Genomic DNA, 15,195 nt, shown 5'->3' with positions numbered 1-15,195 from the left:
AAATAATTTTTTAATAAAGCGGTTGCATAAATAAGGTGAGGAAGATATGCCGATAACAATTCATGATATTGCTAAAGCTGCCAATGTTTCTCCATCCACCGTTTCGCGTGTCCTCAATGAGAGCATGTCGATATCAGAAAAGACTAAGAAAAAGATTCGGGATGTGATGGAAAAGCTGGACTATCATCCGAACAGCAATGCCAGAAGGCTTGCCACAGGCAACAGCCAGGCGGTTGGTCTTGTCGTGGACATGGATAATCAAAGCGCCTTTTCCAATTATTTCTTCAATAACAGTGTATTCGGCATAGAACAAACTGCTCGCGATTTCGCATACAACCTTCTCATTGCCCATGTGGATGCTGATGATGCCAACGAGCAGACGATTGGATCCCTCATATACGAACGGAAAGTCGATGGGCTGGTCTTGCCTCCTGCTATTGTCAGGAACAGGCTGGTGAAAGACTTGGAAAAAGACGAATTCCCTTTTGTCATCTTGGGAGAACCGGGGACTTTGGAAAATGAATGTAGTTGGGTGGATGTCAACAATGCCCAAGGAGCGGAAATTGCCGTGAACCATCTGCGTAAAACCGGATATTCCCATATGTGCTACATCGGCGGGACAATCGGTCAAGTTTTTGTTAGGAACAGAGTGCAAGGATATCGCAACGCACTTCTTGCAAATGGTGCCAAAAACGAAGATATGCGTTTTTTTGAATGTGAGGATTCTGCGGAAGCATCCAGAAAGATAGTTGCAAACCTTGAGAAGACAATGATGCCTGATGCCTTCATCTGCAACGACAATGTCATAGCGTTCGGCGTATTGCAGGCATTGAAGGACAGAGGGATTTCCGTTCCGGATGAGGCGGGAGTAATTGCCTTTGACAATTATCCGCTTGCCGAATACATCGAACCATCGTTGACAGTCATCGATGTCGATACCAGACAATTGGGCGCTCAAGCGATGATGATGCTCATGCAGAAGATAGAAGGAAACAAAAGTATCCTTCACTTGCAGATTTCCCCTGGCCTGATAATCAGAAAATCTACTCGGAAAGGACCTGAAAACAATGAATGAAGCAGCAATCATCCATCGCGCATCCTCAGAATATATCTATGCCGGGTCACGCACGGACTTATACTTCAAAGTACTTGTGGCAAAAGGTGATATGGAGAAATGTACGGTGGTCTGTTGGAAGCGGACCTTACGGAATACGGATTCCAGGAAATCCGAGAAGATGGAGATTGCCTATCAGGATGCCTGGAGGGACGACTACAGGTGCCATGTTTCATTTTCTGAGCCGACACATTATATCAAATATTATTTCAAGCTAGAGGATCGTTCCGGAGTTTGCCATTACCTTACCAATGAAGGCCTTTTCAGGGAAATGCCTGAATCAGGATTCTTTGAGTACCTGTATACGAATGATTCTGACTATTTTTCAGTGCCCGACTGGGCAAAAGGAATAGTGTTCTATCAGATTTTTCCTGAACGCTATAAACCAGGAAATGTCAGTAAAAATAGACATTTGTATGAAAGATGGGATTCCATACCCACGCGTGACAATTATCTGGGCGGTGATTTGAAAGGAATAGAACAGTCATTGGACTACCTGAAGGAGCTGGGTGTCGGTTGCCTGTATCTTACACCTATCTTTCTGGCTGATTTCAACCATAAATATGCAACGATTGATTATAAGGAAGTAGATCCAGATTTCGGAACTTTGGACGATCTCAAACGTTTAGTCTGTAACTCTCACCACAAAGGCATCCGTATTCTTCTTGATGGAGTCTTCAACCACTGCGGAATTAAATTCGCCCCATTTCAGGATGTCGTGAATAATGATTCCCTGTCACGCTATTCGGATTGGTTCTTCATTCACAGCTTCCCTGTCACCGCCGAACCTTTGAATTATGAATGTGTCGGAGATTATCCCTTGATGCCGAAACTGAACACATCGAACCCAGAAGTACAGGACTTCATCATAGATGTCATGCTCTATTGGCTGGAAGTCACGGGTATGGATGGATGGAGGTTGGATGTCGCGGATGAGGTTGACGCATCCCTATGGGTGAAGGCACGGAGAACAATAAAAGCTCGATATCCCAATGCCCTTTTGATTGGCGAGACATGGACGGATGGTTACGGTCTTGTGGGGGACGGCATGCGTCTCGATGCCGTCATGAATTATCTTTTCAGGGATATCATGGTTGATTATTTCGCCAAAGGAGCCATCGCAACGACGGATTTTTGTTTTCGGATTGGAAACCTGCTGTCGCGGTATTGGGATGAAGTGAACATGGCGCAATACAATTTATTGGGTTCCCATGACACTACACGATTCCTTACCGAAGCAGGAGGGGATGTGCGCAAATGCAAGCTGGCTGTGGCGTTTCAGATGCTTTTTATTGGTTCCCCAGCAATTTATTACGGGGAAGAAGCCGGCATGGAAGGGCTGACGGATCCCCTTTGCCGGGGAGGAATGGTCTGGGATGCAGCTTCTCGGAATGAGGAACTGGCTGCTTGGTACAAGCTATTGATTTCACTGCGTACAACACACCATGTATTGCGGTGCGGTTCGTATGTACAGGTGCTTGCAGACGACATAAGAAGGGTGTTCGCGTTTGAACGATGTGATGGAAAGGAAAGATTCATAGTCTTTCTCCACAATGGGGAAGGCACTGCGCACGTCAATCTATCGGCGACATCCATAGGAGGAGTTTGGCAGGACATGATGTCGGATGCAGAGGTTCGTATTGATGAACAAATGATGCTTGATTCATATGGAGTCAAGATATTCAGGGAAATACTGAAGAAGGGGGAATAGAAAATGAATGGAAAACGAATTACGCTGGTTTTCGTTTCAATCTTCATGGGTGTTTGTTTATTGTTTGCTGGAGGAGCAAAGGAGAGCCGGACAAGTGATGCGGTGGTGACTCTGAATTTCTGGCATCACTACAGCGCACAGTCCAAGGAAAATGAAACACTCACAAAAGTCCTTATTCCAAGATTCGAAGCAGAGAATCCTGGTATCAAAGTGAACGCAGTATCCCATGAGTGGGCAGAACTGCACGACAAAATCCTGGTGAGTTCGAGTGCCATGAGTTTACCTGATGTCGCCAGGTGCGATATCGCTTGGCTTCCTGAATTTGAGAAAATGGGAATCCTTGTTCCACTTGACCGTGAATTTGAGGATTTCACACAGGTTGCCGGACGTATCCTGCCAAGCGCCATGTCTACAGCTTTCGTCAACGGACACTATCATGGACTGGGATTGAACACCAACACAAAGATTCTTTTCTACAATACGAAGCTGCTTGAGGATGCAAAGCTCTCCGTTCCCACAACGATGGATGAATGGATGACGGTTGTAAGGGCTTTGTCCGGAAAAAACACGAGAGGACAGCAGGTTTGGGGTTGGAATGAACCCTCGCTTGGCGGATGGAACCTTGGTCCTTTCATCTGGAGTTTCGGAGGGGCATTCACGGATCCCGCACAGACAAAGGCTACCGGTTATCTTAATAGCGAAGAAACAGTCAGGGCAATTGACGCATTCGTGACTTTAGCACGGGAAGGAGCGCTTACAGGTTTCAACAGCGGAGACATCCCCATGACTGATGGTTTTGGAACGTACCGATATGCAATGATGCTTGAAGGTCCGTGGAAGGTTGCAGAATTGAAAGGTGCCTATCCTGATGTTACCTATGGAATGGCTCCGATGCCCGCTGGTAAAGGCGGCTCATCCTCTGTACTGGGTGGTGAAGATATCGCCATGTTTACTACAGCGAAGAAAGACGCCGCATGGAAATTCATGCAGTTCATGACAGGGAAATTTGCTCAGACCGAGATGGCCAAGGCCGGACAGATTCCTGTCAATCAGGAAGCCCTGAAAACGGAAGAAGTGAAAAACGCTGAGTTCTCTCCGTTCTTATCCGCAATTGAGACAGCAAAAGCGCGACCTACGGTTTCCGTATGGACGGAAATCGACAACCTTCTTTCAATGACAATATCGAACATAATCAGGGAGAACAAAGATGTCCGGACATCCTTGGATGCTCTTGCTGCTCAGGTGGATGAACTTCTGAAGCCATAAACAGTTGTTGAAACAGGATGAGAAACTGTTCTTGTCCTGTTTTACTATCATGGAGCGAAAGAAGAAGATGATGAATATAAAAAGTAGAAGTTCACGGCTACAGGTAGCTCTTATCATGTTTCCTGGTTTGGTCGTCTTTGTCTTTTTTACCGTTTATCCCATTGCAAAGTTATTTATCATGAGCTTCTTTCAATGGGATTTCGGCTCGATGCTCAGACAGAAGTTCATCGGCTTCGAGAACTATACCACCGTATTCTCTGACAGAATATTCAGGACATCATTTGTCAATACGCTTGTATATACTATCGTGACTGTTCCTGGACAAATGGCCTTGGGACTTTTTGTCGCGTTGCTTCTCATGAACATACAAAGGTTGAAAATTACATTCCGGGTGGCAAATTACATCCCAGTCATCACATCATGGGTCATAGCATCATTGATTTTCCGTTATCTTTTCAATACCGAAGGAATCTTGAATTATTTTTTTACTTCCATACTTTACGTCACAAATCATAATATCCGCTGGCTTGATTCCCGCTGGTCCGGCTTGTGGGTAGCTATGCTTCTCGGTATTTGGAAAGGGGTCGGCTGGAACATGGTTGTTTTCCTTGCGGCATTGCAGCAAGTTCCCAAGGACTTGTATGAAGCGGCCTCTCTCGATGGATGCAATGGTGTGCAAAGGTTCTTTCATGTCACCATCCCATGTATCCGCGGGACAATTCTCTTTGCTCTTATCATGCTGACGATAGGTGGTTTCAATGTCTTTACTTCAATCAAGATGATTACCAACGGAAATCCAGCGCACCAGACGGATACCCTGCTTACATGGATGTACCATAAGGCATTCAGTACAGGAAAATTTGGATATTCATCCGCCTTATCCTTCGTCATGGCCGGAACCCTTGCTATCCTGGCAATCCTACAGTTCAAGGTCATGCGGTCACATGATGCAAAGGCAGGTCTGTCATGAAATCAAAAATCATCCTCAAGGACGAGAGAAAAACTTCTATCGTCAGTTATATCTTGCTTACGATTTTTACGATTGTGGCGATTATGCCTATGGTGTATCTAATCAGTACTTCACTTCGACCAAATGGGGCTTTATACGAGTTTCCTCCACGTTTATTTCCGAAGATTGAGAACCTGACCCTTGAAAATTATCGTTACATTATTTCCGAAAGTAAGTTTTATGTGAATTTTCTCAACAGTATCGTTGCCGCTGTAATTACGGTATGTGTGTCCGCATTCATCTCCACTGGTTTGGCTTTTGTGTTGGGAAAGTTCCGTTTCAAGGGAAAAAAGTTACTGTTCGGCTTCATAATCATGACAATGATTATTCCTGGGACGACGCTCATCATCCCGCAGTTTGAGCTGGCAATTACACTTGGTACAGTAAACAAGTTGATGGGACTTATTCCTTTTTATATCGCGTGGGTGATACCATTCTCAACTTTCATGATTAAAGGATTCATTGAAAATATCCCTGATGATTTGATGGAAGCATCAGAAATAGACGGAGCTTCCGTGCTTACGGTATTTTTCAGAGTCGTCCTGCCTTTGTCGAGTCCTGCGATTGCTTCGGTTTCAATATTCAATTTCTTAAGCACATGGGAGGAATATCCATGGGCAAACACAGTAATCAATGATAATCAGAAGCGGACTTTGCCCATAGCCATTTCAGGTTTTTTCGGACAACATCAATTCACTCAATGGGGATATGTGTTTGCCATGTCTGTCCTGACCTTGATTCCCGTCATTGTCGTATTCATCTGTTTCCAGAAGTATTTTGTGTCAGGTTTGATGTCGGGGAGTGTAAAAGGATGAATACCCCCTTGGGAAAATGGCTGATAGCATGGATAGGCAAACCTTTCCTGTACGTTTCCTGCATTGAACCGCATTGAACTTTCATAATGCTTTGGTGTATGGTAGGCATATGAGTATCATCAAACCGCATAAGCTCGGCATCATTGCCGGGCCCGGCACGGAATACCTTACGGGAAAAGTCATGCGTCATCTGCGCAGGCTTTATGTGGAAAGGTATAAGAAGGTATCCTCCGTTCTCGCCAGACGCCACAATATGACTGAAGAAGAGATACTCCACCAAGTCATATTCACTGACGACCTGAACAACCGCAAGATTCCCCGTGGAAAGGCTCCCAAGACTTTCCAGTGTCCGGATTTGAGCATCAATGTGAAATACACACGTTTTGCCAACGGGGAAGTGAAGGCCGAGATGTTGGCGCCAGTACGTGGACTCCGCATCTTCCTGATTCACGATGTGACCAACGAATCCCCGATTAAAGTTGCTGGGTTGGATGAACCACAGGTTTTTTCCATAAACGACCATCTGATGTTCCTTTTTACCACGATTAACGCGCTCAAGCTGGCAGGAGCTGATAATGTGACCCTTGTTCTGCCGACATATCCCTATGCGCGTCAGCATAAGAAAAGCGCGCGTGAAGCCCTCACCGCCAGCATGTTCGGACATATCTGTGAAATGCTGGGCGTCAATCGCATCATCACGCTGGACATCCATAGCCGGGAGATTGAAAATTCCTTTACTACGTTGCATCTGGAAAACCTCCATGCCTCATACCAGACCCTCATCCAATTGAACAAGGTCATTGACATCAGTGATCCGGATATCGTTGTCGTCGCTCCTGATACAGGCGCCATCAGCCGCAACAAGTTCTACGCCCAGGCGTTGCACAGACCTTTGGCCATGTTGTACAAGGAACGCGACTATTCCATGGTCAGCCGTGACGCGAAACATTCCAACATCAAGAGCATAAATCTTCTTGGCGATGTGAAAGGCAAGACCGTCCTGATTGCTGATGATATGATAGCCACCGGCGGTACCATGATCATCGCCATGCGTACGCTCAAGGAAATGGGCGCAAAGAAAATTATCTGTATGGTCAGTCTGCCGTTCTTCAACGGGTCAGGTATCGAGGACTTTGATGCCGCCTACAAGGAAGGTAGCTTCTATCGTATCATTGGAACCAACGCCGTCTACCATGGACGCGAGTTGACGGACAAAGAATGGTTCATCCAGGCAGACGTATCAGAACTTTTCGCACGAGTCATCAGTCGGCTCCATCATGGGCGTCCCATCAGTCCTCTCTTGGACAACAGGGCATTCATCCAGAACCTGATTGATGCCAAGCAGGCACATCCGCAGGCTCCTTTCGAAGCGAGCGATGCCAGTGCTAGTGACCCGGACCGTGATTGACGATATCGCGGCTCCGGGCTGACGCAAATCCCCATGTTCGGTACTGTGTGTCCGCATGAGGATAGTTGCCGGGCGGGTTCCCGGACGGGAACCTCCCAGGTATCATACCCTAATACGATTGTACCACCAATGTACAACAGGAGCTGCGCCATGCAGATGTCCCACAGAATTTCCGGTTTCCAGTGTTCCCCGATCCGCCGTCTCGTCCCCTATGCCCGTGAAGCAAAGAAGCGGGGTATTCATGTCTACCACCTGAATATCGGTCAGCCCGACATCAAGACCCCGGCAGAGGCTCTTGCCGCACTTTCTTCATTCCCTGACGACATCATTGCCTATGGCAGCAGCGAGGGGAGGGATGACCTGCGGCAGGCTTGGGCGGAATATTACAACCGTTTTGGCGTCGGTATCACATCTGACGACATCCTGATTACAACCGGAGGAAGCGAGGCAATCCAGTTTTCTTTCATGACGCTCTGCGATCCAGGCGATGAAATCATCATCCCTGAACCGTATTATACCAATGTGGCATCCTTCGCCAACATCGCTATGGTGACGCTCGTTCCGGTGACGAGTACGATGGATGAGTGCTTCGTCCTGCCTGATATCGGCGAGTTCGAGAAAAGAATCACTCCCCGAACCCGTGGCGTCCTGCTTTGTAGTCCTAACAATCCGACTGGACATGTCTATTCTCCTGAAGAACTGACTGCCTTACTGGAGATGTGCCGTCGTCATGACATTTTCCTCATTGTCGATGAGGTGTATCGGGAGTTCTGCTATGACGGCAAAACCTTCATCAGCGTCCTTGCATATCCGGAATATGCAGACAGGGTGATTTGCATAGACAGTTTCTCCAAGCGTTTCAGCATGTGTGGAGCCCGTATCGGCGCCCTTATCACACGAAACAAGGAAGTGCGGGACTCGGCGCTCAAGCTGTCACAGGCACGCCTCTGTCCCCCGGAGGTGGAGCAATACGTAGCCTGCGCAGCCTTCCGCGCTCCGGCCACGTATCTGGAAGACGTGAAGAAAGAGTACGAGAAGCGTCGTGATTTCTTTGTTGCGCGCCTCAAAAAAATTCCCGACATCCGGGTGAGTGAACCTCTTGGAGCCTTTTATCTGGTCGTCGAATTTCCTGTCGACGACGCGGAGAAATTCGCTATCTTCATGCTCAAAGATTTCAGTCATGATGGCAGCACGACGATGTTTGCTCCCGCCGAGGATTTCTATGTGACCAAAGGCATCGGTCGGAAACAGGCTCGCCTGGCATATGTCCTGAACACCGGAGACCTTGCGGCAGCGGCGGATTGCCTTGAAGCTGGACTGGCGGCATATCGGAAGAAGTACATGTCATGAACGCAACCCTATGAACTTACCTCTCCCCGGACAGGTACTGACTTTGAAACATATGATATCCATGATACATATGTTTCGGTCATGTCCGGTGAGAATGTATCATTCATAAAAAATGTGAGAGATACTTTTAAAATTCAAGGACTTCTGTATCAAGATACAAAAATAGCATTGGATACTCAAAACGTTCACTCGTCTCTTTTTTTCATCGAACTCGGAACAAAATATCTCTGTTTCCTTGTCTCAAGGCCGAGATGCCGTTGATAATGACGACTTGGGTTTTGCGACATTTTCCTTGTTGTTTCATGATTCCGTATTTGGTAAAAAATACTTGTTTTTTTTCGTTGACAGGCTAAGGAATCAGATTTAGGATATGGATAAATTGGTAAGATGATTTAACCTTTTATGTTTTTTCACCATGATTCAGCATCATATGTGTAAAGGGGTCGTATATGAACTCAGGATTAAGAAAGGATGCTTCGGTTGATAAGCCGCTGTCTGCGGATACCGGCATTGGACAGTCAGGACTTGACTTTTCGGATTTGAAAAACGGTTTCGGTCTTTTTGCACAAGTTTGTACTTCTGTGGAAGAACTGCGTTACGAAATGCGTATCCTTGAAGGAAAATCCTTCCAGTTCAATATCAAGAATAGTACAGATCTTGTTCATGAGGGCGCGGAGCCAGGTGACGAAGTGTTTTCCCTTGAATTTGGTCAGGGGAATTGCAAAGCCACGATGGGTCCTATCAAGACTAAGCCGCCGGTAGTTATCTTTTATGTGAATAAGGAAACGTTGTATGACCTGGTAAAAGGCGTTTTATATTCATCGGTCGCCCAAATGGGAGGATATATAAAATATACAGGGAATCGCCCTGATGCCATGGATTTTCAACGTGTCTTTGAGCTTTTTCTCAATCAGTTCCTGGTACACGACGTACAGTCTTTGAAAGAAGCTCAGAAGAAGATGGACTATTCCGGCAAGGTGAAATTCGGAGTCATAGGTGGAGGACAAGCATTCCATTTCCACAGTAATGGTGACCGGGGATCTTCTCTGATTGCTTATACAGGTATTTATGACCGCAATTATGAAAATGCGAAGAAAATGGCATTGACTTACCGGGACGGCGTCATGGTTCCCTATGAAAACATCGATGAAATGCTTGCTTCGGGAATCGATGCCGTCCTGGTAATGGTTCCTCATGTTTATCATGTGGAAATGGTCGAGAAATGCGCTGCCGCTGGCAAGCATGTACTCTGTGAAAAACCTATGGGTACGACCGTGGAAGGCTGTCGCCGGATGATTAAGGCATGCAAGGACGCCGGAGTGAAATTCATGATTGCCGAGAACCATCGTTTCCTTCCTGCCCATGTCGCCATGCATGAAATCGTGGCCAAAGGTTTGATTGGCGATGTGCTGATGGTGAGAGCTTATGAAGGGGTCAATGAAATTCATGGCCTCAGTAAAAGCGGTTTCTGGAAGGGAGATCCCATCAAAGCAGGTGGCGGCGCACTGATGGACATGGCGGCTCATAAATTTGCTACCATCGATTATATACTTGGGTCAAAAGTCAGCAGAGTTACCGGAGTATTGGCAAAACAGGCCGTTTTTCTGCCTGAGAAAGCCGAAGATAACGCTGTAGCTGTTGCAAATTATGCGAATGGGGCCATCGCTGACATTGTTGTCAGTTTCACTCAGAAAACAATTCCTTACAACAGCATGGAAGTATACGGGACAAAAGGCACCTTGCTTGAAAATCATGCATGGACGAAACCCGTACGTCTCTGCTCTTTCGATGAAAAAATGGGAGACCAAGTCCAGCAATGGATAGAACCCGAAGTCGAACACCTGCCGTTTCCAGAATACTATACTATTTCGGTACGCGAGACCGATGCCCATTTTGCCAGATGCATCTTGGAAGACAAAGAACCGGAATTTACTCCTGAACAGGCGATGAATGTCATTACGGCAATTCATGCAGGGTATCTTTCCCATATTGAAGGACGACCTGTTGATACGGCGGAAATCGAGAAATTGGCAGACGAAGAAAGAACCATTGAGATTCTGGAACGTTTAGCCCCTTCAATTCCAATTTATAAAAACCTACCGGAGGTGAAAAAAGTGAATCCCATAGGGTATGACTCAAAACGAGCGGCAAAACTGATGAAGGATTATGATCTTAGTCTGTTGATTGCCGCATCTCCCATGAACGTCTACTATCTGAGCGGATTGCCGTTGTTGCATAGCGCGGACAACCCGATTCTGCTTGCGCTGAATAATCAATATCCGAACTTAGCAATGATTCGCGCTGAGGGAGAAGGGACGCTTATTCACTGGGATGTGTATAAAAGCGCTGGATTCCACAGCTGGTTCGGTGACACTGTCGGTATTGAGAGTCAGGCGGAAGTCGGCGCGGCTTTGCAGTCGAAGATTCGGGAGTGGGGACTTGCAGGTAAGCGGGTAGGAGTGGAGACTACTGCTCCCAAGTATCTCATCGATGCGTTGACCGAAGGAAAAATCAAAGTACAACTGATTGATGCCGATGAAGTGTTCCAGGACATGCGGCTGGTAAAAACACCGCTGGAGATAGAGTATCTGGAGAAAGCGGCTGAAATCACTGAACAAGCCCTGAAGGATACGATTGCCATTGTGAAGGAAGGGGTGACTGACCTGGAACTCCTGAGAACGGCGAAAGAATCTTTGATCAGACATGGAGCCGATGATTGGGATCACTTGACATTGACTATCGGAGATTCTGATCCTGAGGCTCCTGGAACCGGTCGCGCTGTTCGTAAGGGTGAGATAGTCCGCTTGGATTTCGGCGGTATCTACAAAGGATATGTTGCGGACATCAACCAACACGTGGTAGTTGGCGATGTATCAGCCGAAGCTGACAAGTTAATTGAAGGACTTTTGGAATTCCAACACTATTTTGAACAACGGATTACTCCGGGAGTGAACATGAAAGCTCTCAGTGATGAAGCGTTGTCCTGGTACAAGACGACCTATCCTGATGGTATTGCCTTCAGCATTGGACATTCCATAGGACTGCAATGTGAAGATCAGCATATCTTTGGTGTTCTTGGGCAGATTGACCGTCCGTTTGAAGAAAATATGGTTTTTGAGATTGAAGCCTGGGAACCTTATCAAGGAGCGTTGATTGGGGTTGAAGATTGCTATGTCGTCACTAAGACAGGTTGCCGTAAGATGACGACCATGCCAAAGAATATTTTGAGAGTTTGAAAAAAAATAGGAGAATCCCATGAATAAGAAACCTTTAGTCATCGTAGCTACGCCGAATATCTGCTGGTTAAATTCCGAAGTCACCTATCCTCGCACAGCCGATGAGATTATAACGGAAGCGGTTCGTTGTCGTGAGGCGGGCGCGTCTGTCCTGCATACGCATGCGGAAGGACAATGGAGTGAAGTAATCAATGGTGTCAGGAATGCCAGTGATATCATCATCCAAAGTGGAATGTCCAGCATCCCGTTGCAGGAAAGGATAGAATTGTTCGAGCAGAAGAGTGATATGGTTTCCATCATAGCCAACCATCACGCTGAAGCTTTCACACAGGTAAACTGTGATCTCCTGCACCCGTTGGCTGAACTTGAGGAATATGCCGTTGCCTGTCGTCAGTATGGTGTAAAGCCGGAATGGGAAATCTGGCATCCGGGTTCCATATGGAATTTGAATAAGCTGATTGAGAAAGGTCTGCTTGACCCTCCGTATATCACGACGTTCTTCCTTGGATGGCCGGGTGGAACATGGTCTCCTCCGACGGTGCAAGAATACCTCTACCGCAAAAGCCTTATGCCCGAAAATTGTGTAATTACTGTCAGCATCATGTGCAAGGAGCAGATGGATATCCTTGTATCGGCAATCATCCACGGGGACAACGTTCGTGTCGGTACCGAAGATTGGCCATACTTGCAGAATGGAAAAATTGCTGAAACCCATGAATTAGTCAAGGAAATAGCTGATATTTCCCGCTCTTTGGGAAGACCTGTTGCCACTCCTGCCCAAGCACGGGAAATGACGGGTATTCCAATGATGGTTAAAAAGTGAGGCGGGAGGAAATGATGAAAGAAATTCGTGTTGCTATGATAACAGGGGCGGCCAGCGGTATTGGCCGCGCGGCTGCAAAAAAGTTTTCTGAAAACGGGTATGCCGTTGCCATGATTGATAAAAATACGGCAATCAAGGAAGTAGAAGACGAACTCAGAAAAAACGGGGCGGAAAGTTTTGGGTTTTCCGGTGATGTATCCCGTGAAACGGATGTAAAGGCATTCGTAGAAGAAACCCTCACCCGGTATGGGCGCATTGACGTGCTGAATTGCAATGCCGGTATTGTTGTCGTCAAACCACTTGAAGAAACGACATATGACGAGTTTCTCAGAGTCGCCGAGGTAAATATCGGAGGTACTTTCCTCATGCATAAATATGTCCTTCCGGTGATGAAACGTCAGAATAAAGGTTCAATTGTAAACCTTGGTTCTGTTTCCGGTCATGTCGGGCAGACCGAGCACGCCATCTATGGCGCGACCAAAGGAGCCGTAATCTCTTTTACCCGGAGCATCGCATGGGAAGCGGCAAAGTGGAATATCCGGATTAATTCAGTCAGTCCGGGTTCCGTGGATACGCCGATGTTGCGTAGTGATATCCAACTTGAAGCGACTCGTACCGGCAAAAGTTTTGAAGACGTGAAGCGTCTGCGAGAAGCGGAACAGGCTTTCGATCGCTGGGCGGATCCATCCGAGATTGCTACGGCAATTTATTTCCTTGCGAGCGATGAAGCGTCATTCATCACGGGCTCTGATTTGTTGGTGGATTGTGGATGGGTAGCAAAATGAACGGCAATGAGAAATATACGTTTTCCACTATAAAACGCTCCAGTACCGTGGAGAGAATTGTGGGAAATATTATCATGCTGATTAAACAACAAAGTCTGAATGTTGGAGACCGGCTGCCTCCGGAGCGGCAACTGTGTGAATTGATTGGTGTTTCCCGTCCGATTCTACGGGAGGCACTGAAGGCTCTCCAGATCATGAACATCATCGATATCCGCCAAGGTTCTGGAACTTATATAAAAAGGCTGGAACCGGAACAGGTGATTGAACACCTGGATATTGTCTTTCATTTGGATTCCAGCCTGTACGTTGATCTTTATGAAGCGCGACGTATTCTTGAGTCCGCCATTGCGCGTATGGCCGTAAATAATATCACCGACGAGCAATTGGCGGCCATCGAGGAGAACATTCGTGTATCAGAACAGAATCTGGATGATGAAAAGCTTTTTTATGAAAAAGATCTGGAACTGCACGAAATAATCCTGAAAGCGGCAGGGAATCGGATTATTCCTATTTTCATGCAATCCATAAACAAGCTTTCCTTATTAATCAGAGAGAAGTCCAACGCCATTCCAGACATCAGAAGGAACACAATGGTAGATCATCGTAAGATTCTAAAAGCCCTTCGAGATCGAGATAAGGATGCGGTGGCTGCTAGCATGGCAGAACATATTGCCAATGTCGAACATGCACTGCTGACGACGGAAGGAGAGAAAAATGAGTAAGTATTTTGTCACAGGCGTTAGCGGTTGCATTGGCGGTTGGGTCGCAAAAAATCTGGTTGAAGCCGGTCATGTTGTTTTTGCATTATTGCGTAACCCCGACAAATTAAGAAAGCTTTCGTTGATTATGAAACCGGAAGATATTGCAAAAATAAAAGTCATTGAAGGTGACATCACAGATTTGGATTTGTTGAAAAGAGTACTGCAAGAGAGCAAGGCACAAAAAATCATTCACTTGGCGGCCATGCAGATGCCATTTTGTAAAAAAGATCCTGCTTTGGGAGCCCGTGTCAATGTTGAAGGAACTGTCAATGTCTTTGAAGCAGCACAAGCCGTTGGATTGAAACAGGTTGTGTATTCAAGCAGTACAGCGGTTTATGGTGATATTTCCGATTATGCCAATGGCGAGTTTGACCATAATTCACCACTGATTCCTCGGTCGTTCTATGGTGTGTATAAACAGGCAAACGAATGGCAGGCTAAAGTCTATTGGCAGGATTTAGGAATCAGTAGCATTGGGATACGCCCATTCGTTGTATATGGACCATTGCGTGACCAAGGAATGACATCTACCCCGACAGCTGCTATCAAGGCGGCCGTCAAAGGGGAAACGTATGAAATTTCTTATGGCGGGGAATGCGAATTCCAATTTGCTGATGATGTGGCCAAAATTTTTGTCGCAGCAGCAGATGCTGAGTTCACAGGGGCGGAGGTCTACAATGCTGGCGGCGGTACGGTTGACATGAAAAGAATCGTCGATGCCATCGGAGCGGCTATTCCGGAATCGAAGGGCAAAATTACTTTTAAGGATATTTCTTTACCATTCCCCCGACACAAGGATACCGGAGCAATTGAAAAAGCCATTGGCTCATTGACGTGGACATCTTTGGAGGAAGGTATTCGTCTCAGTGCCGGATATTACAGAAACGCGATTGTACGAGGGGAACAAATTTAAGAAA

Annotated in this window: 12 protein-coding genes; all 12 read left to right on the top strand. The window is 46.5% G+C overall.

The genetic code is table 11. The features are described from left to right. Nucleotides 1-46 precede the first annotated feature (46 nt). Entirely contained in the window at nucleotides 47-1,075 is a 1,029-nt protein-coding gene (locus SPICO_RS05390; RefSeq protein WP_013739667.1) for a LacI family DNA-binding transcriptional regulator, read from the top strand. Beyond that, nucleotides 1,068-2,825 (top strand): glycoside hydrolase family 13 protein, encoded by a 1,758-nt coding sequence (locus SPICO_RS05385; protein WP_013739666.1) that lies wholly within the window; start codon nucleotides 1,068-1,070, stop codon nucleotides 2,823-2,825. The genes SPICO_RS05390 and SPICO_RS05385 overlap by 8 nt, the downstream gene beginning before the upstream one ends. Before the next feature lie 3 nt (nucleotides 2,826-2,828). Next, entirely contained in the window at nucleotides 2,829-4,091 is a 1,263-nt protein-coding gene (locus SPICO_RS05380; protein WP_013739665.1) for an extracellular solute-binding protein, read from the top strand. Between the two features lie 70 nt (nucleotides 4,092-4,161). Beyond that, nucleotides 4,162-5,061 (top strand): carbohydrate ABC transporter permease, encoded by a 900-nt coding sequence (locus tag SPICO_RS05375; protein WP_148229081.1) that lies wholly within the window; start codon nucleotides 4,162-4,164, stop codon nucleotides 5,059-5,061. Further along, nucleotides 5,058-5,915, top strand: a complete 858-nt coding sequence (locus tag SPICO_RS05370) for a carbohydrate ABC transporter permease (protein WP_013739663.1) — start codon at nucleotides 5,058-5,060, stop codon at nucleotides 5,913-5,915. The genes SPICO_RS05375 and SPICO_RS05370 overlap by 4 nt, the downstream gene beginning before the upstream one ends. Nucleotides 5,916-6,024: 109 nt before the next feature. After that, nucleotides 6,025-7,323, top strand: coding sequence for a ribose-phosphate diphosphokinase (gene prs, locus SPICO_RS05365; protein WP_013739662.1), 1,299 nt, complete (start codon nucleotides 6,025-6,027; stop codon nucleotides 7,321-7,323). A gap of 150 nt (nucleotides 7,324-7,473) precedes the next feature. Then, complete coding sequence (locus SPICO_RS05360; protein ID WP_013739661.1) at nucleotides 7,474-8,673, top strand: pyridoxal phosphate-dependent aminotransferase; 1,200 nt, start codon at nucleotides 7,474-7,476, stop codon at nucleotides 8,671-8,673. Nucleotides 8,674-9,122: 449 nt separating this feature from the next. Continuing rightward, complete coding sequence (locus SPICO_RS05355) at nucleotides 9,123-11,909, top strand: M24 family metallopeptidase (RefSeq protein ID WP_013739660.1); 2,787 nt, start codon at nucleotides 9,123-9,125, stop codon at nucleotides 11,907-11,909. A gap of 19 nt (nucleotides 11,910-11,928) precedes the next feature. Then, complete coding sequence (locus SPICO_RS05350; protein ID WP_013739659.1) at nucleotides 11,929-12,732, top strand: beta-keto acid cleavage family enzyme; 804 nt, start codon at nucleotides 11,929-11,931, stop codon at nucleotides 12,730-12,732. A gap of 14 nt (nucleotides 12,733-12,746) precedes the next feature. Next, nucleotides 12,747-13,517 carry an SDR family NAD(P)-dependent oxidoreductase gene (locus SPICO_RS05345; RefSeq protein ID WP_013739658.1) on the top strand — a complete coding sequence of 257 codons (771 nt, stop codon included), beginning with the start codon at nucleotides 12,747-12,749 and terminating at the stop codon, nucleotides 13,515-13,517. Then, complete coding sequence (locus SPICO_RS05340; protein ID WP_013739657.1) at nucleotides 13,514-14,239, top strand: FadR/GntR family transcriptional regulator; 726 nt, start codon at nucleotides 13,514-13,516, stop codon at nucleotides 14,237-14,239. Before SPICO_RS05345 ends, SPICO_RS05340 begins: the two co-directional genes overlap by 4 nt. Then, nucleotides 14,232-15,191 carry an NAD-dependent epimerase/dehydratase family protein gene (locus SPICO_RS05335; RefSeq protein ID WP_013739656.1) on the top strand — a complete coding sequence of 320 codons (960 nt, stop codon included), beginning with the start codon at nucleotides 14,232-14,234 and terminating at the stop codon, nucleotides 15,189-15,191. The genes SPICO_RS05340 and SPICO_RS05335 overlap by 8 nt, the downstream gene beginning before the upstream one ends. Nucleotides 15,192-15,195: the final 4 nt, after the last annotated feature.

This window comes from Parasphaerochaeta coccoides DSM 17374 (genome assembly GCF_000208385.1).
GTDB lineage: Bacteria > Spirochaetota > Spirochaetia > Sphaerochaetales > Sphaerochaetaceae > Parasphaerochaeta > Parasphaerochaeta coccoides.
Note: the sequence above shows the minus strand (reverse complement) of the source record. Positions and strands in the feature narration are given on the sequence as shown.

Coding starts and splice junctions, on each gene's coding strand:
- SPICO_RS05375 (WP_148229081.1), top strand. CDS start 4,162: ATGAATATAAAAAGTAGAAGTTCACGGCTACAGGTAGCTCTTATCATG.
- SPICO_RS05345 (WP_013739658.1), top strand. CDS start 12,747: ATGAAAGAAATTCGTGTTGCTATGATAACAGGGGCGGCCAGCGGTATT.
- SPICO_RS05340 (WP_013739657.1), top strand. CDS start 13,514: ATGAACGGCAATGAGAAATATACGTTTTCCACTATAAAACGCTCCAGT.
- SPICO_RS05385 (WP_013739666.1), top strand. CDS start 1,068: ATGAATGAAGCAGCAATCATCCATCGCGCATCCTCAGAATATATCTAT.
- SPICO_RS05380 (WP_013739665.1), top strand. CDS start 2,829: ATGAATGGAAAACGAATTACGCTGGTTTTCGTTTCAATCTTCATGGGT.
- SPICO_RS05335 (WP_013739656.1), top strand. CDS start 14,232: ATGAGTAAGTATTTTGTCACAGGCGTTAGCGGTTGCATTGGCGGTTGG.
- SPICO_RS05355 (WP_013739660.1), top strand. CDS start 9,123: ATGAACTCAGGATTAAGAAAGGATGCTTCGGTTGATAAGCCGCTGTCT.
- SPICO_RS05370 (WP_013739663.1), top strand. CDS start 5,058: ATGAAATCAAAAATCATCCTCAAGGACGAGAGAAAAACTTCTATCGTC.
- SPICO_RS05350 (WP_013739659.1), top strand. CDS start 11,929: ATGAATAAGAAACCTTTAGTCATCGTAGCTACGCCGAATATCTGCTGG.
- SPICO_RS05390 (WP_013739667.1), top strand. CDS start 47: ATGCCGATAACAATTCATGATATTGCTAAAGCTGCCAATGTTTCTCCA.
- prs (WP_013739662.1), top strand. CDS start 6,025: ATGAGTATCATCAAACCGCATAAGCTCGGCATCATTGCCGGGCCCGGC.
- SPICO_RS05360 (WP_013739661.1), top strand. CDS start 7,474: ATGCAGATGTCCCACAGAATTTCCGGTTTCCAGTGTTCCCCGATCCGC.